This window comes from Anoxybacillus sp. J5B_2022 (assembly GCF_026847645.1).
In the GTDB taxonomy this organism is placed as follows: domain Bacteria; phylum Bacillota; class Bacilli; order Bacillales; family Anoxybacillaceae; genus Anoxybacteroides.
This window is the reverse complement of the sequence record NZ_JAPSMC010000005.1, coordinates 36,421-54,648: the sequence shown is the minus strand read 5'-3', so window position 1 is coordinate 54,648 and position 18,228 is coordinate 36,421. Positions and strand designations below refer to the sequence as shown.

Sequence of the window (18,228 nt, the reverse complement as noted above, 5' to 3'; positions counted from 1 at the left end):
CAAATTTGGGAGTTATGGTAGTCCTGCAAAAACAAATTTTGCATCAGCACGTTGAAATTGAATCCCTCCTTGAAAAAACTTCTCACTTCACAAATGAAATTGAAAAAATATTAAATCAAATGGCCGATTTAACCGAACGGACCGAAAAGAAAAAAGAAGATTTATTAAATCCAGAAATGAACGAAATGAAAGAAATGTTATCACAGGTAATTCAACTGCTAACGTTCCAGCAAAAGCCCTTCTTGGCAGAAGAAAAGCGAGAAACCATTTCGCCGCCAAAAGCGAACACAATATCACCTGCCAACAGCTTTCTAAAACTACAGGAATTCATTGATGAAAAACAACAATCAATCATCGTATCCCCAGCTAAAAAGAAAAATCAATCCCTTTCGCAAATGTCTAATATATATCCTCAAAAAACAAGCCAGATTAAGCATGTGCAAATCGAAAATCAGCCTTTTCAAAGCGCCCGACCTCCATTGCGACATAAGTCACCGGGAGAGGATGATGACAAATTACCCAATTCAATAATTCCTGCCGTTCTATACACAACTGATTCAGATGACGTGGCAGACACATATTCGTTCAACGATTCCTATGCATCGATCCATGCTTTCATTGCTTCAACAGAAGAACCGCCAGTAATGATAGAACATCATATGGAGAATACCGAATGTAAGCCGTCAATGCTGCCTCAAGAAATAGCAGAAGCAGAACTTCACCGTGAAATCACTTTAACTATAGGCAATGTACAAGACACAACGGTTACCGCGCTAGATGCTTTTCTGCATAACGATAATTCAACAGGCGAAGAAAAAGCCGATTCAGTACCGATTCAAGCAGCCGACGACACACAACCGTACTCTTATGCGTCGCATGCAGTACGAACAAACGAATCCGTTTTTGATCGAGCCGATGAAAAGTATGCCGAAAGCAAAAAATGGCGATTGTTCTCTTTGTTCAAAAAAGCAAAAGCAGTGAAATAACAGAGAAGGAGAGGCGCTTTCTCCTCTCCTTCTTTCCTGCTTGGTGAAAATTATTTCGCTTTTTGTTCCATAAACTGCTTGATCCGCTCGACCGCTTTTTCCAATACGTCAAGCGATGTCGCATATGACAAACGTACGTTGTCTGGGGCACCGAATCCAGAACCTGGAACAAGTGCCACTTTCGCTTCTTCTAAAAGCGCCTCGACGAGTTCATCGACGCTACTGTAACCAGCCATAGAAGCTGCTTCACGGGCGTTCGGGAACAAATAAAACGCTCCTTGCGGTTTGACGCACGTAAAGCCCGGAATTTGAATTAATTTTTCGTAAATAATGTTTAAGCGCTCTTCAAATGCTTGCCGCATTTGTTCCACTGGTTCTTGCGATCCATTGTACGCCGCAATCGCCGCATATTGCGCGATCGAGGTTGGGTTGGACGTGCTATGGCTCGCAAGGTCCGTCATCGCGCGGATGATGTCTTTATTACCAGCGGCATAGCCAATACGCCAGCCAGTCATCGAATGCGATTTCGACACACCGTTAATGATGACCGTTTGCGCTTTTAATTCTGGAGAAAGCTGTGCGATCGATACGTGCTTGTTGCCATCGTACACTAACTTTTCATAAATCTCATCCGACACAATAAGAATGTCGTGTGCTAAACAAATCTCACCGAGCGCCCTCAACTCATCTTCTGTATAAATCATGCCGGTCGGGTTGCTTGGCGAGTTGATGATGACCGCCTTCGTCCGCTCAGTAATCGCCGCTTTTAGCTGCTCCGGCGTAATTTTGAAACGATTTTCTTCGCGTCCTTCCACATAAACCGGCACACCGCCTGCCAGCTTCACTTGCTCCGGATAGCTGACCCAGTACGGCGTTGGGATAATGACTTCATCGCCTTCATCTAAAATCACTTGGAACAACGTATAGAGCGCGTGTTTCGCTCCGACACATACAATAATTTCTGCCGGTTCGTAATGCAACTGCTGATCGTTTTGAAATTTTTTCACAATTTCCGCCTTTAAGCTAGCTAGCCCACCAGACGGAGTATATTTCGTATGACCTTCGTTCATCGCTCTTACAGCTGCATCGATAATATGCTGAGGGGTGTTGAAATCCGGCTCGCCTGCTCCTAAACCAATCACATCGTGACCTGCTGCTTTTAGCTCTTTCGCCTTCGCTGTAATGGCAAGCGTTGTGGAAGGTGTAAGCGATGATACTCGTTTTGCTAATTTCATGATCCATTTCCCCCTTGAATTATTGTTGGAAACTATATCTTTTCAAAAAAGTACCATCTTCAAAGCTGAGATAATAAAATGAATAGCGATTATCTTGTTCAATATATGTTAGCTCCCAAAGAGGTACTCCTTTTTCCATTCCAAGTTTCGCCGAGATAATTTCCTTCGGCTGTCGTTCCGCTGTCAGCTTTGCGATCGCTTCTTGTTTCGTGATTCCACTTTTGGCGCGCTTCACGACAATATGCCCACCTTTTATTGGAACCCAAACGATTTTTTTCGTGCCTTTCTTGTCCGTTCCTTCTAATACGACGTACGCTTTTTCGCCATAATATATATCAACGGCGTCTATATTCGCAAATGCCACTTTTTGCGCAGCTCGCTGCTTAGCCATTTCGATTAGCGTCTGCTTTGGCGCCATCGCCGCGCGGTATACGCTCACCGTCTGCCAACTAACGATACATAAAAAAATGAGAAAGATAATGCCCCATCTTTTCATCGTGATCCCATCTCTATGTACGGTAAATCGTGAAAACCGCTTTGTTTGGATCTTGTTCGTCAAGCGCCAGGCCGAACATTAAATCGTTTTTTTTCAACGTTCGGTTAAGGCAGTCAACAATTTTATATAAATCAGGCGACTGCTGAATTTTGACGGTCGCCAATACTTGGATTTTGCTTTCCACGCACAAGTTCCCCCTCTATGCCACAAATTTTGTTACTAATAAGAACAAAGGCGAGTAGCCACACTATACATACAACAACTTTCTGTTGTATCTTCCCACTTATTATAACAGGTTCGTTGTGTAATTTCATAAAAAATTTTCCCACCTACACAAGAAAAGCGGAGGCGACTGGGTAGCTGCGACAGGCAAATGTTCTTCCCTCTCGAAGCGGTTGCTCGAGAGGGAAGGAAAACGCCTGTCTATATGGTGTGTCTTTTTTCAGTGAAGAAACGATACGAACTTGTCAAGCGACAAATAATTTCGTCTTCCCTTTAATAGCGCCACGCGAAAGGGAAACGGAACGATTTGTTGCAAGAGCGGGACGTCGCGCTCGATCAACTGTTTTTGCAAGTGCAGTGTATATGTGCTAATCACGACCGGTTTTTGTTGCTTACGGGCAACATAAAGGCTCGGGATTAAATATGCGAGCGATTTGCCAATTCCTGTCCCTGCTTCAATTAAAGCGTGCTGCGATGTTTGTAGCGCCTCATGAACTAACTTCATCATTTCCCACTGTCCGTCGCGATGTTCGTAGTGAGGAAATGGGAGCGGTGATCTTTCTGCAAGCCATGTCGTGAACGAAAAGGGAGTTTCCTGTTTTTTCGGTGTTACATCGACCCGTTTTTTTAATGCGATGCCGCGATAATACACGTACCCTTCTTCTTCTCGTAATGTCATTTTTTTAGCGATCATCGCATCTAACATCGCATACATGTCGCTTTTCCAATCACGCGATAGTCGCTTTAGCTGTTCTAATGTCGCCAGCGGCAATGACCGTAGTTTTTCGAGCAACCGTAGCCAAAGTTTTGCCGTTACTTCCGCACCGCTATCTGCTTGGTGCGGATTTTCATGGGCGATGTTTAGCGTTTGCGCGAGATCGCTTAATTTATAGCTTTCAAACGTCGGAAATAAAAGTCGTGACAATTCGACCGTGTCAATCATTGGCGGCGTCGGAAGCGATATGCCTGCCAACTGCAACTCCGCTTGCAAAAATGGCCAATCAAAGGCGACGTTATGTGCGACAAAATACGATTGCTTTAACTTCGCCGCGATTTCTGGCGCAAGCTCCGCAAAAACAGGCGCCTCTTTCACCATTTGTTCATCAATTTGCGTTAGCTGCTGAATAAATAGCGGAATATTACATTCAGGATTGACAAAACTAGAAAATCGTTCCACAATTTGTCTGTTTTCGATCACTATCATACCAATTTGGATAATCCGGTCGCCTTTTTGTGGAGCATTTCCCGTTGTTTCCAAATCGATCACGACAAACCGTTCGTTCATTGTTCCACCTCAAAATTGCGTAATAAGAGGGGCGTTCTCCTTCGAGAAACAGCCCCCTTCCCTCTTATAAAATCGTATGCGCTGGCTCTTCGGCGATCAGCTGCTTAATGCGGTTGTTTTCGTCCATAATCGCAACTTTCGGACGATGTTCCGCAATTTTTTCTTCCGGAACGAGCGCATAAGAAATAACGATAATAATGTCATCTTTTTGTACGAGGCGTGCAGCCGCGCCGTTTAAGCAAAACACGCCGCTGCCGCGCTCCCCTGGAATAATATATGTTTCAAAACGTGCCCCGTTATTGTTGTTGACGATTTGTACTTTTTCGTTCGCCACCATGCCGACTGCATCTAAAATATCCGCATCAATCGTAATGCTCCCGACGTAATTTAAGTTCGCTTCCGTCACACGGGCACGATGAATTTTCGCGTTCATTAATGTACGGAACATAATGCTCCCCCTTTTTTCATGATTCCACGTCAACAGTAATATTATCAATGAGCCGTGCATTTGTAAACCGAACAGCGAGCGCAATGATGATTTTTCCAGCTAATTTTTCAAGCGGCTTTAATTCCGGATATGAATACACTTCGACGTAATCGATCACGCCGTTCGTATATGTTTTCAAATGATCTTCGACAAGCGCGCGCACCGCTCGTGGGTCACGCAATCCGTTTTCGATCGCGACTTTCGCTTTTTTTAGCGCCGCATACAACGCCGGTGCTTCTTTTCGCTCTTCCTCTGATAAATAGACGTTGCGCGAACTTTTCGCCAACCCATCCGCTTCGCGAACAGTCGGAACCGCTACTAGCTCAATCGGAAAATGGAAATCGCGAATCAGTCCGTCCACCACAGCGACTTGCTGGGCGTCTTTCATGCCGAAATACGCCCGCGTCGGCATGACGATATGAAACAATTTCGTCAACACCGTTGCTACTCCGTCAAAATGTCCCGGCCTTGATTTTCCGCAAAGCACGTCCACGCGCTCTTTGACGACGACTTGCACGCTTAACGGCCGCGGGTACATTTCGGCAACGGACGGATAAAACAACACATCGACACCGGCTTCTTTCGCAATTTGCTCATCGCGCACAATGTCGCGCGGGTAACGGTCAAAATCTTCGTTCGGACCAAATTGCAACGGGTTGACAAACACACTTAGTACGACGACGTCGTTTTCTTTTCGCGCCGCTTGTAACAGCGCCACATGCCCTTCATGCAAATAGCCCATCGTCGGGACAAAGCCGATCGTTTTGCCTTCTTTCCGATATTCGATCATTTTTTGCTGCATCTCTTTAATGGTAGTCACGACAATCATGATTGTTTTCCTCCATATAACGCAACCCATTCTTCTTCTTTCATCGTAAACATGTGCGGGCTTTCTGGAAATTGGCGAAGTTTCACTTCTGCCACATAGCTAGAGAGCGCGTGATGAATCGTTTCTTGCACGTTCGCATATTGCTTGACAAACTTCGGCACACGCTCTACTCCGTAGCCGAGCACATCGTGATACACAAGCACTTGACCGTCGACTTCATCGCCAGCGCCGATGCCGATCGTCGGAATCGTCAGCTGTTTTGTTATTTCGGCAGCTAACTGCTTCGGCACACATTCAAGAACGAGCGCAATAGCGCCAGCTTGTTCACACAATTTCGCGTCGTTCAACAGTTTGCGAGCGCTTTCCGCATCTTTTCCTTGCACCTTATAACCACCGAGTACACCAACCGATTGCGGCGTTAATCCTAAATGCGCCACGACTGGAACGCCTGCTCTCGTTAACGCGCGAATGACATCGACCACTTCGTCGGCACCTTCTACTTTCACCGCATTCGCGCCCGCTTGCTGCATGATACGCTGCGCATTACGAAGCGCATCTTCTTTCGATACATGGTACGACATAAACGGCATATCGGTCACGATAAACGTATTCATCGCACCGCGGCGCACTGCTTTCGTATGATGAACCATATCCTCCACTGTCACGGGAATCGTCGAGTCATACCCTAATACGACCATGCCGAGCGAATCGCCGACAAGAATCATATCGACCCCTGCCGCTTCCGCGAGCTTCGCCGACGGAAAATCGTACGCTGTCAGCATGACAATCGGTTCTTTCGCTTCTTTCATTTTCAAAAAATCGCTTTTCGTTTTCATTCGTTTCCCTCCTCTTTGTTTGCAGAGGAGATGAATCACCGAATAAAAAAACCTTCTTTCCCTGCCTAGAGAAAGAAGGACGTGTATGTATCGGTCGAGTTCATCCCTCTGTCCCAGTCCTACGACGGATCAAGGCAGATCGCTTCCAATTTCGTTCCTTTTTCGATGGTGCAGTTCTTTACGAAAGATACTGCCCTTTCAGCTGTATTTTAACAAAATTCTAACATTTTCGCTAGAAGGAAATATCCGCAGAATGAATGTAATGGACAACGCCGTCCGCATCTTCGAGCATCAATACCCCTTCTTCCGTAATGCCGCGGGCGATGCCGCGAATCGTTCCATTGAGCATGCGCGCCGTAATTTCTTTGCCGATGCTGATCGCATATCCTTCCCATAACAGTTTAATCGGCAAAAAGCCGTGTTGTAAATATTGACGATATAACGTTTCCATTTTTGTCAATATTTCTTGAATCAGTTTCGCGCGCTTTATTTTTTCACCTTTCTCAATGGCTAGCGACGTGGCAATATCGCGCAGTTCTTCTGGAAACTGATCGCGTTCGTGGTTGACGTTCAACCCCATGCCGATAATGACCGAATGGACACGGTCTGGATCAGCTTGCAGCTCAGTTAAAATTCCTACACATTTTTTGCCATGAATTAAAATATCGTTCGGCCATTTAATGTCCGGAACGAGTCCGGTTACTTCTTGGATCGCCTGTGCGATGGCCACCGCCGAAAGCAGCGTCAACTGCGGCGTTTTTTGCGGCGGAATCGGCGGACGCAAAATTAAACTCATCCAAATCCCCGTCCCTTTTGGCGAAAACCATTTTCGGTCCATCCGTCCGCGTCCAGCCGTCTGCAATTCCGCGACGACAAGCGTTCCTTCTTTTGCGCCTTCTTGGGCAAGCTGGTGGGCAATTTTTTGCGTCGATGCTACTTCTTCTTCGTAATGGATCACTTGCCCGAATATATCCGTTTTCAATCCAAGGCGAATTTCGTTAGCGGTTACTTTATCCGGTGTGTTGACGATTCGATAGCCGAGCCGACGCACCGCCTCAAGTTCAAACCCCTCTTTCCGCAACTCTTCAATATGCTTCCATACGGCCGTTCGCGAACAGCCGAGAATTTCGCTAATTTTTTGTCCGGAAATGAAATCGCCTTTCGCTTCCGAAAACAGCTCTAACAATTTTTTTCGTGTGTCTGATTCCATCGAATGAGCCACTCCTTAATCCGCTCCTTCTCATTTTCTACAAGACCGGCTAAAACCGCCTGCTCGATTTGTTGCAACGTTTGCGCCACCCACGGTCCGCCACGCTGGTTGTACCATTCGATGACATCTTTCCCCGTCACCGCCAACTCGCTCCGATCTTGAATCGGAAGCGCTGCCAATCGTTGACGCAGCTTCTGAACGTTTTGCGTGCTATTTTCCCCGTTGACGAGCGAGCGCACCGTTTCCGCTGCGAAAGCGGCTGTTGCGCCTATCTCATATAGTCGCTCGTTCGTCCAATCAGCAAAAGAACGGACGACAGAGAGTGCATATAAAATCGTTTGCACGTCTTTCATCAGCCGGTTCGACAGTTTCCACTGACGCAAAAAGAGAGAAACTCGCTCTACATGAAGTAAATAGACGAGAAAACCCCATCGTTCCGCCGGCGAAGTGAGCGCTGTCCATTCGTATTGGGAAAGCTTTTGCAACTCTGCGCGTTTTCCAGCGAGCCCTGGCAAATATAGAAACGTATTTGTTTCCACTAACAACGAAAACGCAGCGGCCGAAAACGGACCAGCCATTAATTTTTCAAACTCGACCGTCTTTCGCTCGACGGAAATGTGCGCAAGAAGGGAAGCGTGTTCGATGATCGCCTGCTTCGTTTCTTTCGCAAGCTGAAATCCGAGCTGGCTGACGAAACGGATGGCACGCATCATGCGCAGCGCATCTTCGGAAAAGCGATCTTTCGCCGCTCCGACCGTGCAAATGACCTGCTCGGCGATCGCCTGCTGTCCGCCGAACGGGTCGATCAACTGCCCCGTTTCATCCATTGCGATCGCATTCATCGTAAAATCGCGCCGCTCGAGATCTTTACGAAGCGAGCGGACAAATGTGACCGACTCCGGCCGGCGATATTTTTCATACGTTCCTTCCGTCCGAAATGTCGTCACTTCATATGGCGTTCCATCATGAAGCACAACGACCGTGCCATGTTTCAGCCCGACAGGAACCGTTTTCGGAAATATCGCCATCACTTCTTCCGGCAACGCCGATGTGGCGATGTCAACATCACCGATCGGCCGGTTCAGCAAATGATCACGAACCGCTCCTCCGACAAAATAGGCTTCATATCCGTGCTGCTTCAATGTGCGAATGATGCCGAGCGCGCGGCGAAACGGCTCTTTCATCGCTTCACCCCTTTCATCAACGAAAAATAAATGTTTTCGTATTGCTTGACGATTTGTTGCGAATGAAATTTGTCGTAAACGGTTTTTAACGCCTGTTCAGCCATGTATGTATGAAGTTTGTCGTCTTTCAACATTCGCAACGTTTTTTCGGCGACTTCTTCGATATGGCCAAGCTCGCAAAGAAACCCCGTTTTTCCGTCTTCAATCACTTCCGGAATGCCGCCGATGTTCGTGCCGACGCACGGAACGCCGCACGCCATCGCTTCAAGCAACACAAGGCCGAAGCTTTCTTTTTCCGATAGCAGCCATTTCACATCGCTGATCGAATACAATTCTTCCAAGTTTTCTTGTTTTCCTAAACAGCGAACGTCTTCTGTCAATCCCAATTCCTTCATAAGCCGGCAGACAACGGTCATTTCCGGTCCATCGCCGACAAGGAGCAGCTTCGTCGGAATTTGGCTGCGAACAAGCGAAAACGCGCGGATGACATCCGGCACGCGTTTGACTTTGCGAAAGTTGGAAACATGAATGATCACTTTTTCATGATCTCCTATGCCATACTCTTCTTTTAAATGATGGACATTTTTTTTCCGATATACACGTTCATCGACAAAATTGTAAACGGTGTGAATCTCTTTTTGCACATCGAGAAGTTCGTACGTTTGCTTGACAAGCGCATTCGATACAGCGGTTACGACATCCGATTGTTCAATGCCGAATTTAATCATATCGCTTAACGACGGATCATAACCGAGAACGGTAATATCTGTCCCGTGTAGTGTCGTTACGATTTTTACATCGCGGTCGACCATTTGCTTGGCGAGCACTGCGCAAACAGCGTGCGGAATCGCGTAATGAACGTGCAGCACATCGAGCTTCTCCCGATTCGTCACTTCCGCGATTTTGCTTGCAAGCGCAAGGTCATATGGCGGATATTGAAAAACAGAATATTGGTTGACCGTCACTTCATGGTAATAAATGTTGCAATACACTTTATTTAGGCGAAACGGCATGCTTGAAGAAATAAAGTGAATTTCGTGCCCTTTTTCTGCCATTAATTTTCCTAGTTCGGTGGCGACAACGCCAGAGCCGCCGACCGTTGGATAACAAACGATGCCTATTTTCAATCTCATAGTTTCTCTCCTATTAAATCGTGTGAAATCACAAGCGGCTGTTTCGTTATAAATCCTTCGGCAAACTCGACACCGACTTGTTTTCCCCATAACCGCTCCCTGCTCTCGACGGTTTCGATATAACCGTTCGTTAACGGTGTATCGACCGATTGTGCCGTCTTTTCAAACTGACTTTCGTATGCGCGCAAGCTTGCAAGTTTCGTTTCAATCGTGTCGCTAATATCAACGACAAAATGCGGACGGTCGTACGCATTAATCATGTAATAATAAAGCGACCGCACACGGTGGGCAGAATATCCACCTGCTTCATAGCGGTGAATGCCTGCTGAAAACACTGCTTCTTCAACAAGAAATGCGCAATTGGCATGGTCCGGATGGCGGTCGACCCAATACGGCGCGAAAACAATGCGCGGGCGGTATTGGCGAATGACCGTGGCAATTTGCCGGAGCGCTTCTTCTGTTTTATACAAGCCGCGGTCTGGGAGGCGAAGATTAAGCCGTGTTTTCACTCCTAACAGTTGAGCGGCACGTTCGGCTTCTTTTTGCCGCATGTCGACCGTGCCGTTCGATGACAATTCCGCCAACGTTAAGTCGCAAATGCCAATCGCATAGCCTTGTTGCGCATATTTAGCGATCGTTCCGCCCATGCCGATTTCGACATCGTCCGGATGGGCGCCGAATGCTAACATGTGCAGCTGTTCATGATCCATGCTGCTCACCTTGTCTTTCGTGAACGATGTTTCGCCATGCCAAGTCACCGCGCTCAAGCCCTTTAATGAGCAATTCTGCCGTTCCGATGTTAGTCGCTAGCGGTACAGCATACACGTCGCATAAGCGCATGAGCGCGCTTACGTCTGGTTCATGCGGCTGCGCCGTTAACGGGTCGCGGAAAAAGATGACCATATCCATTTCATTGCGAGCGATGAGCGCACCAATTTCTTGGTCGCCACCTAACGGACCAGAGCGAAAGCGGTGCACGCGCAAACTCGTTGCTTCCTCAATGCGCGCACCAGTCGTTCCCGTCGCATATAGCTCATGCGGCGCTAAAATTGGTTCGTACGCGGTGACAAATTGAATCATTTCCGCCTTCTTTTTGTCATGGGCAATTAACGCAATTTTCATCACTATCCCCCGCTTCACTTTTCATTCGATAATATGTTCGAGCCCGTACACAAGCGTTTGCAGCTTCATCACTGTTTCCACCGATAATTTGACACCGGACATAAACGATCCGCGGTGGAACGAATCGTGGCGAATCGTTAACGCTTGTCCATTGCCGCCAAAAATCACCTCTTGATGGGCGACGAACCCTGGTAAGCGAACGCTATGAATGCGAATGCCATCGTATTCCGCGCCACGCGCTCCTTTTAACGTTTCTTTTTCATCCGGATGCCCTTGTTTTTTCGGCGGGCGTATGTCCGCAATTAATTGCGCCGTTTTCACCGCCGTCCCCGATGGCGCGTCAAGCTTTTGGTCGTGATGTAACTCAATAATTTCGACATCTTGAAAATATTTCGCTGCCATTTGTGCGAACTTCATCATTAAAATCGCACCAATCGCAAAGTTCGGGGCAATAATCGCGCCAATCCCTTTTTCCTCGGCAAGCTTCGTTAGCCGCTCAATATCGTCTTCTGTAAATCCTGTCGTTCCGACGACGGGGCGAACGCCGTATTGCAAGGCAAGTTCGGTGTGGTATTTCCCGCTTTCTGGCGTCGTTAAATCAATAAGGACATCTGGTTTTGTTTCTTGAAAACAACGTTCGATGTCGGTATAAATCGGCGCATGAATGCCGGAAAAGCCGTCTAGTTCGGCTAAATCTTTCCCGTCATGTTTCCGGTCAATGACGGCGACTAGTGCAAAATGCTCTGTCTGATGTACTAACGCAACCGCTTCTCTTCCCATGCGTCCGCGCGGCCCGGCGATTGCTACTTTAATTTGGTTCATTCGTTCCCATCCTTTCTTGTCCAACGGTGTTCATCGCGCGTGCGAAACTTTTCCATCACGGAATCGTGCGCTTCTTGCAAATCGATATGAAGCGAATTGGCAAAACAAATAAGGACAAACAATAAATCACCTAGCTCCTCTTCGATTGTTTTTTCTTTTTCCGTTTTCTTTTTTGGCTTTTCGCCGTAATAATGATTGACTTCCCCTGCGAGTTCGCCTAGTTCTTCCGTTAATCGTGCGAGCATCGCTAACGGGCTAAAATATCCTTCTTTAAATTGGCTTATGTATGCATCGACTTCTTGTTGTACTTGTTTGATCGTTTTTTCTGCCACAAAGCGTCACCTCTCATGCTTTCATGTTAGCGAATCACAGCGGTTTTGACAAATATTTTTCTCCTGCATTGCCGAAACGGACAACTTCCTCTATAATGAAGGCGCTGACTATTATCGAGCGGAGGTGGCGTATGGTTTTTGGGTTAAAAATAAAAAATATCGCGTTTATTTTATTGGGCGCGGCGATTTTCGCGTTTGGACTCGTTCACTTTAATATGCAAAACAACTTAGCGGAAGGCGGGATTACAGGCATCACACTTCTTCTTTATTTTTTGTTCGGCATGGACCCGTCGTTTACAAACTTAGCGTTAAACATTCCGCTTTTTTTTCTCGGCTGGAAATTGCTCGGCCGCCAATCGTTTTTCTACACGGTCATTGGAACGGTTGGGCTGTCGGTGTTTCTTTGGATTTTCCAACGGTTTGCGATTCACATGCCGCTCAAGCATGACTTGACGCTTGCCGCCCTATTTGCAGGCGTATTTGTCGGGATTGGACTTGGGATTATTTTCCGTTATGGTGGAACGACCGGTGGGGTTGATATTATTGCAAGACTCGTCTACAAATACAAAGGAATTAGCATGGGGAAAACGATGTTTGCGTTTGATGCCGTCGTCATTACGTTATCGCTTCTTTTGTATCTTTCGTATCGAGAAGCGATGTATACGCTTGTAGCGGTATTTGTCGCCGCACGGGTCATTGATTTTATGCAAGAAGGCGGATATGCGGCAAAAGGGGCGACGATTATTTCGGAGAAAAGCGAACAAATTGCCCAGAAAATCTTAACGGAAATGGAGCGCGGAGTGACCGTATTAAAGGGGCGGGGGTCGTACACTAATCGTGAGCGGGACGTTCTTTACTGCGTCGTGGCGAAAAACGAATTGCCGCGCTTAAAAACCGTCATTACTTCCGTTGACCCGCATGCGTTCGTCGCCGTCACTGACGTCCATGACGTGCTTGGCGAAGGGTTTACCCTTGACGAAAACAAACAGCCGATCGATCCATCATGATGAAAGGGGCTGAGTGATGCAATCAGCCCCTTCATTTTCATTGTTTTTCGTGTGAACGAGCTTTTTGTTTTTCTCCACGATATTTTCGCCAGCCGACGTACGTTAGCGTCGCGACAATGATGCCGCCTCTCAAAATCAAGACTAATCTTTCAATCGCTCACGTACTTCCGCTTCTTTCATATCAAGTATATTAGCAATTTCCGCTACACTCATGCCTTTTTCGCTCATTTTTCTTACTGCTTCTTTTATGCCTTGTTCTCGTCCTTCCTTCCATCCTTCCTCCCGACTGCCACGAATGTTTGAAAGTTGATCGAGCAGCCACTTCAATCGCATCTCGTAGGCATAGCGGTTTTCTGGATCGACGCTTAAATTTTGCCACTCTTCTAGCGCTTCTAAAATTTCTTGTTCTGTCATCGCGACTCCCTCCAATTCGCGAACCATTTCCTCATCCACCTTCTTTGATCGGCTATCCACTGCGGACAACATCGTTAGCCATGGCCATTCCGGTGACTGTTTTATTTCTCGACGGTATTTCTTCCATTTTACCATAAATTGTGACAAGTCGAGTACATGGAATTCAAGGTGAGAGCTCCAAAGAAATTGCTCTTCGTCTTCGCGGAGGTGGAATATCGTATGAAAGCGGTCCGTTTCATGCGGAAAAAGTGGGTAGTTGAGGATGGCAATCATAATCGTCGGGGAAAGGGTATCGTACCGTTCTCCTTTCGATAACGAAGACGAAAACAACCGCGCCCAGTAATACAATAGCCGTTCTGGCATGCCATATTGCGGAATAATTTGAATTTCGACGTGAATACGCTCGCCGCGATTCGTCCGAACGATGACATCTAACCGCCCTGTTTTTCCGTCTTCCGTTTCTTTCGTGAGCTCGGTGTTTTCAAACTGGACATCGACGATACGGTCATCTCCTGTTCGACGCAAAAGTGCGTTTAAAAACGCCATCGTAATCGACTTGCGGCTTGGGTGACCAAACAGCTGTTTAAACATAAAATCCATTTTTAAATCAAGATACTGCACGAACCTCATCCTTTCGCAAAATATTCCGATACAATTTGATTACACTCGGGAAATAAGGGAAATGCAACTGCAGAAAATTGAATTTTGTGACACTCTTTTCGCAAAAATAGGCGAAAAAAGCAGCAGGGGTGAGGATTTGTGAAGGGAAAAATGAATTTTAGCAGAAAAGAACGTTTTCTCGAAACAGAAAACAAAAAGGCGTCCCAAAAAGATTGGGCACCTTTTCTCATTGCCTTATACAATATAGCATTTTCTCCCGTACTTAAAAGCAGGGGCTTGCTTCCGTAAGTTTTCGTAAACCTCCCCGCTTGGGACAACCCTTATTCTTTTTCCCGCGCGTGCGTTTTTTGTTTTTCTCCACGGTATTTGCGAAAGCCGACGTACGTTAGCGTCGCGACAATGATGCCGCCTGTCGAGATCATGACCCACCATAGCGACGGGTCCGCTTCGTCTTTTTTCACATCGGCAAAAAGTGCCTCTACATCCGCTTTCGTTTGCGCTAATATTTCGATTTGCTTCGCTTGTGGAAGCGCTTGGAATTGCTCGGTCTGAAGATTCGCAATATCCGTATCGACTTTTTTCGCTCGCTCTGGTGTGACGTCGATTTTGACGCTTGGCTCAATGATTTCGTACTCATGTAAAAATTTTGCTAACGCTGTTGGAAAGTGATTGTTGTCGCCTTTTTTCACGGCATCTTCTAATTGCTGCAACGCTCCCATCACCGCTTGTTCCATCTCCGTCCAAATCGGTTGGTAATCGGAGCGAATCGCATCAATGACAAGCCGAAACTGCGCTACTTGATCAATGCGCTCCTCAGCCGGCAATGTCGAGGCGGTAATCGTTTTTAACGCCTTTTCGTGCGTCACTGTAATCGCGCGAAGCTCATCCATCGATTGGAGCCGCTCTCGCGCGTTCAATTTGAAAAATTCATTTGCAAAATAATCCAACACTTCTTTTGCTTCTTCAAACCGCTTGTTTTTCGCCAGTTGCAACGCTTCATCAGAAATTTTATCAAGCCGCTGCCAGCTATCTTCATGATGTGTGGCATAGGCGGCCGATGGAAATACATAAATGATGATAATTATCAATAAAATCGCGATTCGCCCCATTCTCGTCCCTCCTCCGCTAACTACTACCAATGTATGAGGAGATGGACAAGGTTAGACCATCATTTCAATGGAATTTGCAGCCGGTTTTCTTTGACGCACAAAACATAAGCGACCGTGATAGAAGCGATGCTTAGCCAAAACGTAAAATAGCCGATTTGCGGAACGTATTGGTCGAGCATGCTGTAGCGCGGCATCATGCGAAATACGTAATCAATGACATCGTTGTGCAACGTCCACACAGCCGCAAGCGCTAAATGCCAGCCTTTCATGCGATAAAACGGGGTGTACAGCAGCCCTTCAATCGCCATTGCACTGTGAGAGAGAATTAACATCCATCCCACCCAGTCAAGCGTGCCTGTTACTTTCCAAACTAATAAATTCATTACAACGGCCCAGATTCCGTATTTAAACAATGTCACCACCGCCAGTGCTTCCAATAGCGGCCAATTTCTGTTCAATAAAAAGGCGAGCAAAACGAATACAAAAAATAAGCTAGCCGTTGGACTATCAGGTACAAACAATAAAAATTTGGCCGGTGTTTCTGCAAGTTGTTGGCCGTACCATACGTATCCGTAAATCGTACCAGCGATGTTCGCAACAAGCAACACCCAAAGGATGGTACGGTGAGCAAGCAAAGAAAATATCCACTTCATATGGCACCTACTTTCTATATAAGTTGAAATTTTGTTTTACATCCAGCGGATCACTTCACCACGTTATATCATATCGGTTTGTATTTAGATGAAAACGGAAACGAAAAATCGGAAATTCTTTATTGCAACTTATATATATTGTGTAAAGAAAAAAGCTGACTAACAATAGCCAGCTTCTTTCCTGTTGTGTTGATTACTTCGCTTTTAATCCAGCGATAAATTCAGAAAGCTTTTTCAACTCTTCATCTGTACCTTTGAAAACACCTGGTGGCATGTTCCCTTTACCGTTTCTCGCAATTTTAGCGATCTCTTCAGGCTTTAATCCTGTACCAACAAGCGACGGTGCAGCCGGTCCGCCCGATAAGTTTTCACCATGACAAGTAATACACGTATTCGCTTGTGCAATTTTATAGCCTTCCGCATTTTTGTCAACTTCAACTTGAGCGCGAATTTTTCCTTGCTCAGCTGCTTTTTTCCAGTCGTGTGTCACAACCGATTGCCACGTTAAGAAAATCATCGCCGCAAGCGTCAATAACATCATGCCAACCGCTACCGGACGCTTCGTTGGACGACGCTCCGGCCCGCGATCTAAAAACGGTGCGAGCAACAACGCTCCGAACGCAAGGCCTGGAATGACGATCGCCCCGATCACCGTATAAGGACCTGAAGCGTATGAGTATTTCAGCAATTGGTATAAAAATAAGAAATACCAGTCTGGAAGCGGAATATATGACGTATCTGTTGGGTCAGCGACACGCTCTAACGGAGATGGGTGAGCAACGGTTAAAGATAGGAAACCGACTAAAAAGACGGACCCAACCATCCATTCCTTCAGCAAGAAGTTCGGCCAAAACGCTTCTGTTTTTCCCGGATATTCCGAATAATCTTTCGGGATATTCGGCTTTCTCACGGCAGAAACGCGGGAATCGCCGACAAATTTCATCCCTTTTCCGCGATGCATACCATGTTTCCCTCCTTTGTCTCATAAACTAAACAGCCGTACATTTTACAGTGGACCAGAAATTCCTTGTTTGCGAATCATTAAGAAGTGCGCTGCCATTAAGCCAAGCAATGCACCTGGCAAGAAGAAGACGTGAATCGCAAAGAAGCGCGTTAACGTTTGGGCACCGACGATTTCTTGGTGACCCGCTAACAACGTTTTCACCGCTGTGCCGATGACAGGGGTTGCCTCTGCGATTTGCAAACCTACTTTTGTCGCGAATAGCGCTTTCATATCCCAAGGCAATAAGTACCCTGTAAATCCAAGTCCCATCATAACCATGAAAATTAATACGCCGACGATCCAGTTTAATTCACGTGGTTTTTTGTATGCCCCTTGGAAAAAGACGCGCAACGTATGTAAAAACATCATGACGATGACAAGACTTGCTCCCCAGTGATGCATACCGCGCACAATTTGACCGAAGGCCACTTCGTTTTGTAAGTAATACACCGATTCCCAAGCGTTTTTAATATCCGGAACATAGTACATCGTTAAAAACATTCCGGACAAAATTTGAATGACGGTGACAAAAAAAGTTAACCCGCCAAAGCAGTAAACGAACGCCGAAAAATGATGTGCTGGGTTCACATGCTCCGGAACTTCATGGTCAGCGATATCTCGCCACAAAGGCGTAATATCTAGACGTTCGTCCACCCAGTCATAAATCTTATTTAGCACGTATTACGCCTCCCCTCGTGGTTTCGCTTTACCTAAATATAACTTTCCATCTTTTACTTTGTACTCGTAACGATCCAATGGAGCAGGTGGCGGCGTTCCCGGAACGTTTGTACCGTCTTTTGTGTAACGGCCGAAGTGGCACGGACAGAAAAACTGGTTTGGGTGCGATTTATCGCCATTCCAGTTGACGGTACAGCCGAGATGCTTACAGATTGGCGATAATGCGATAATCTCGCCTTTCTCATCTTTGTACACCCATGCCGATTTTGGCTCTTCTGACTCATACCAAGCGTCTTTGACTTTCACTTTAAAGTCGAAGCGTTGCGGCTCTGTCGTGAGATCCTTCACTTGCGCAACCGGCACCATTTCTGTCCCTGCTTCTTCTTTCAAGATTGGGTCTAACGCAAAACGAACCATCGGCATGAGAATTCCTGCGGCCATAAATCCGCCTACACCCGTTAACGTGTAGTTTAAAAATTGGCGTCTAGATACACGGTGTTTGTTCTCGCTCATCATTTTCCCCCCTCTATATAAGTTTAAGTCCATCCGGACATAATCGTATAA

At 46.4% G+C, this 18,228-nt stretch carries 22 protein-coding genes and 1 pseudogene; 2 read left to right on the top strand and 21 right to left on the bottom strand.

Annotation, left to right across the window (positions count from 1 at the left end; all coding sequences use genetic code 11):
- Positions 1 to 14 precede the first annotated feature (14 nt).
- Positions 15 to 986, top strand: a complete 972-nt coding sequence (locus tag M4I42_RS02690) for a hypothetical protein (RefSeq protein ID WP_268850705.1) — start codon at positions 15 to 17, stop codon at positions 984 to 986.
- A gap of 50 nt (positions 987 to 1,036) precedes the next feature.
- Here M4I42_RS02690 and M4I42_RS02685 read toward each other — a convergent pair whose 3' ends face one another.
- The 14 genes and pseudogenes from M4I42_RS02685 to M4I42_RS02620 all read right to left on the bottom strand — a co-directional run bounded on the left by M4I42_RS02685 (position 1,037) and on the right by M4I42_RS02620 (position 12,179).
- Positions 1,037 to 2,221 carry a pyridoxal phosphate-dependent aminotransferase gene (locus M4I42_RS02685; RefSeq protein WP_268850704.1) on the bottom strand — a complete coding sequence of 395 codons (1,185 nt, stop codon included), beginning with the start codon at positions 2,219 to 2,221 and terminating at the stop codon, positions 1,037 to 1,039.
- 19 nt (positions 2,222 to 2,240) lie between these two features.
- Positions 2,241 to 2,717: a cell wall elongation regulator TseB-like domain-containing protein gene (locus M4I42_RS02680; RefSeq protein ID WP_268850703.1), complete on the bottom strand. Its 477-nt coding sequence runs from the start codon at positions 2,715 to 2,717 to the stop codon at positions 2,241 to 2,243.
- 13 nt (positions 2,718 to 2,730) lie between these two features.
- A complete protein-coding gene (locus M4I42_RS02675) occupies positions 2,731 to 2,901 on the bottom strand; it encodes a YpmA family protein (protein WP_268850702.1) in 171 nt (56 codons plus the stop codon).
- A 264-nt stretch (positions 2,902 to 3,165) separates the two neighbouring features.
- A pseudogene (locus tag M4I42_RS02670) lies at positions 3,166 to 4,224 on the bottom strand (exonuclease domain-containing protein); the annotation flags it as partial.
- 64 nt (positions 4,225 to 4,288) lie between these two features.
- The gene (gene panD / locus M4I42_RS02665; protein ID WP_183251093.1) at positions 4,289 to 4,672 is read right to left on the bottom strand and encodes an aspartate 1-decarboxylase; all 384 of its coding nucleotides are present in this window, start codon (positions 4,670 to 4,672) and stop codon (positions 4,289 to 4,291) included.
- Positions 4,673 to 4,688: 16 nt separating this feature from the next.
- Positions 4,689 to 5,540 (bottom strand): pantoate--beta-alanine ligase, encoded by an 852-nt coding sequence (gene panC / locus M4I42_RS02660; RefSeq protein WP_268850700.1) that lies wholly within the window; start codon positions 5,538 to 5,540, stop codon positions 4,689 to 4,691.
- Complete coding sequence (gene panB, locus M4I42_RS02655) at positions 5,537 to 6,376, bottom strand: 3-methyl-2-oxobutanoate hydroxymethyltransferase (RefSeq protein ID WP_268850699.1); 840 nt, start codon at positions 6,374 to 6,376, stop codon at positions 5,537 to 5,539. The genes panC and panB overlap by 4 nt, the downstream gene beginning before the upstream one ends.
- A 232-nt stretch (positions 6,377 to 6,608) precedes the next feature.
- A complete protein-coding gene (locus tag M4I42_RS02650; RefSeq protein ID WP_268850698.1) occupies positions 6,609 to 7,598 on the bottom strand; it encodes a biotin--[acetyl-CoA-carboxylase] ligase in 990 nt (329 codons plus the stop codon).
- Positions 7,556 to 8,770, bottom strand: coding sequence for a CCA tRNA nucleotidyltransferase (locus M4I42_RS02645; RefSeq protein ID WP_268850697.1), 1,215 nt, complete (start codon positions 8,768 to 8,770; stop codon positions 7,556 to 7,558). The genes M4I42_RS02650 and M4I42_RS02645 overlap by 43 nt, the downstream gene beginning before the upstream one ends.
- Complete coding sequence (gene bshA / locus M4I42_RS02640) at positions 8,767 to 9,903, bottom strand: N-acetyl-alpha-D-glucosaminyl L-malate synthase BshA (RefSeq protein WP_268850696.1); 1,137 nt, start codon at positions 9,901 to 9,903, stop codon at positions 8,767 to 8,769. The genes M4I42_RS02645 and bshA overlap by 4 nt, the downstream gene beginning before the upstream one ends.
- On the bottom strand, positions 9,900 to 10,613 hold the full coding sequence (gene bshB1 / locus M4I42_RS02635) for a bacillithiol biosynthesis deacetylase BshB1 (protein WP_268850695.1): 714 nt from the start codon (positions 10,611 to 10,613) through the stop codon (positions 9,900 to 9,902). The genes bshA and bshB1 overlap by 4 nt, the downstream gene beginning before the upstream one ends.
- Positions 10,603 to 11,025: a methylglyoxal synthase gene (mgsA, locus tag M4I42_RS02630; RefSeq protein ID WP_268850694.1), complete on the bottom strand. Its 423-nt coding sequence runs from the start codon at positions 11,023 to 11,025 to the stop codon at positions 10,603 to 10,605. The genes bshB1 and mgsA overlap by 11 nt, the downstream gene beginning before the upstream one ends.
- A 21-nt stretch (positions 11,026 to 11,046) precedes the next feature.
- Positions 11,047 to 11,847, bottom strand: a complete 801-nt coding sequence (gene dapB / locus M4I42_RS02625; protein ID WP_268850693.1) for a 4-hydroxy-tetrahydrodipicolinate reductase — start codon at positions 11,845 to 11,847, stop codon at positions 11,047 to 11,049.
- Positions 11,844 to 12,179: a nucleotide pyrophosphohydrolase gene (locus M4I42_RS02620; protein WP_268850692.1), complete on the bottom strand. Its 336-nt coding sequence runs from the start codon at positions 12,177 to 12,179 to the stop codon at positions 11,844 to 11,846. The genes dapB and M4I42_RS02620 overlap by 4 nt, the downstream gene beginning before the upstream one ends.
- Positions 12,180 to 12,310: 131 nt before the next feature.
- On the opposite strand from M4I42_RS02620, the gene M4I42_RS02615 reads away from it, so the two are divergent.
- Entirely contained in the window at positions 12,311 to 13,186 is an 876-nt protein-coding gene (locus tag M4I42_RS02615) for a YitT family protein (RefSeq protein ID WP_268850691.1), read from the top strand.
- Positions 13,187 to 13,223: 37 nt separating this feature from the next.
- Here M4I42_RS02615 and M4I42_RS02610 read toward each other — a convergent pair whose 3' ends face one another.
- The 7 genes from M4I42_RS02610 to M4I42_RS02580 all read right to left on the bottom strand — a co-directional run bounded on the left by M4I42_RS02610 (position 13,224) and on the right by M4I42_RS02580 (position 18,177).
- Complete coding sequence (locus M4I42_RS02610) at positions 13,224 to 13,319, bottom strand: sporulation protein YpjB (protein ID WP_268850743.1); 96 nt, start codon at positions 13,317 to 13,319, stop codon at positions 13,224 to 13,226.
- Between the two features lie 8 nt (positions 13,320 to 13,327).
- A complete protein-coding gene (locus M4I42_RS02605; protein WP_442864065.1) occupies positions 13,328 to 14,221 on the bottom strand; it encodes an Rpn family recombination-promoting nuclease/putative transposase in 894 nt (297 codons plus the stop codon).
- A gap of 320 nt (positions 14,222 to 14,541) precedes the next feature.
- On the bottom strand, positions 14,542 to 15,330 hold the full coding sequence (gene ypjB / locus M4I42_RS02600) for a sporulation protein YpjB (protein WP_268850689.1): 789 nt from the start codon (positions 15,328 to 15,330) through the stop codon (positions 14,542 to 14,544).
- Positions 15,331 to 15,389: 59 nt separating this feature from the next.
- Entirely contained in the window at positions 15,390 to 15,983 is a 594-nt protein-coding gene (locus tag M4I42_RS02595; RefSeq protein ID WP_268850688.1) for a DUF1405 domain-containing protein, read from the bottom strand.
- 193 nt (positions 15,984 to 16,176) lie between these two features.
- Entirely contained in the window at positions 16,177 to 16,944 is a 768-nt protein-coding gene (locus M4I42_RS02590; protein ID WP_268850687.1) for a menaquinol-cytochrome c reductase cytochrome b/c subunit, read from the bottom strand.
- A gap of 45 nt (positions 16,945 to 16,989) precedes the next feature.
- Positions 16,990 to 17,664 (bottom strand): menaquinol-cytochrome c reductase cytochrome b subunit, encoded by a 675-nt coding sequence (qcrB, locus tag M4I42_RS02585; protein WP_183251107.1) that lies wholly within the window; start codon positions 17,662 to 17,664, stop codon positions 16,990 to 16,992.
- A 3-nt stretch (positions 17,665 to 17,667) separates the two neighbouring features.
- On the bottom strand, positions 17,668 to 18,177 hold the full coding sequence (locus tag M4I42_RS02580; protein WP_268850686.1) for a QcrA and Rieske domain-containing protein: 510 nt from the start codon (positions 18,175 to 18,177) through the stop codon (positions 17,668 to 17,670).
- Positions 18,178 to 18,228: the final 51 nt, after the last annotated feature.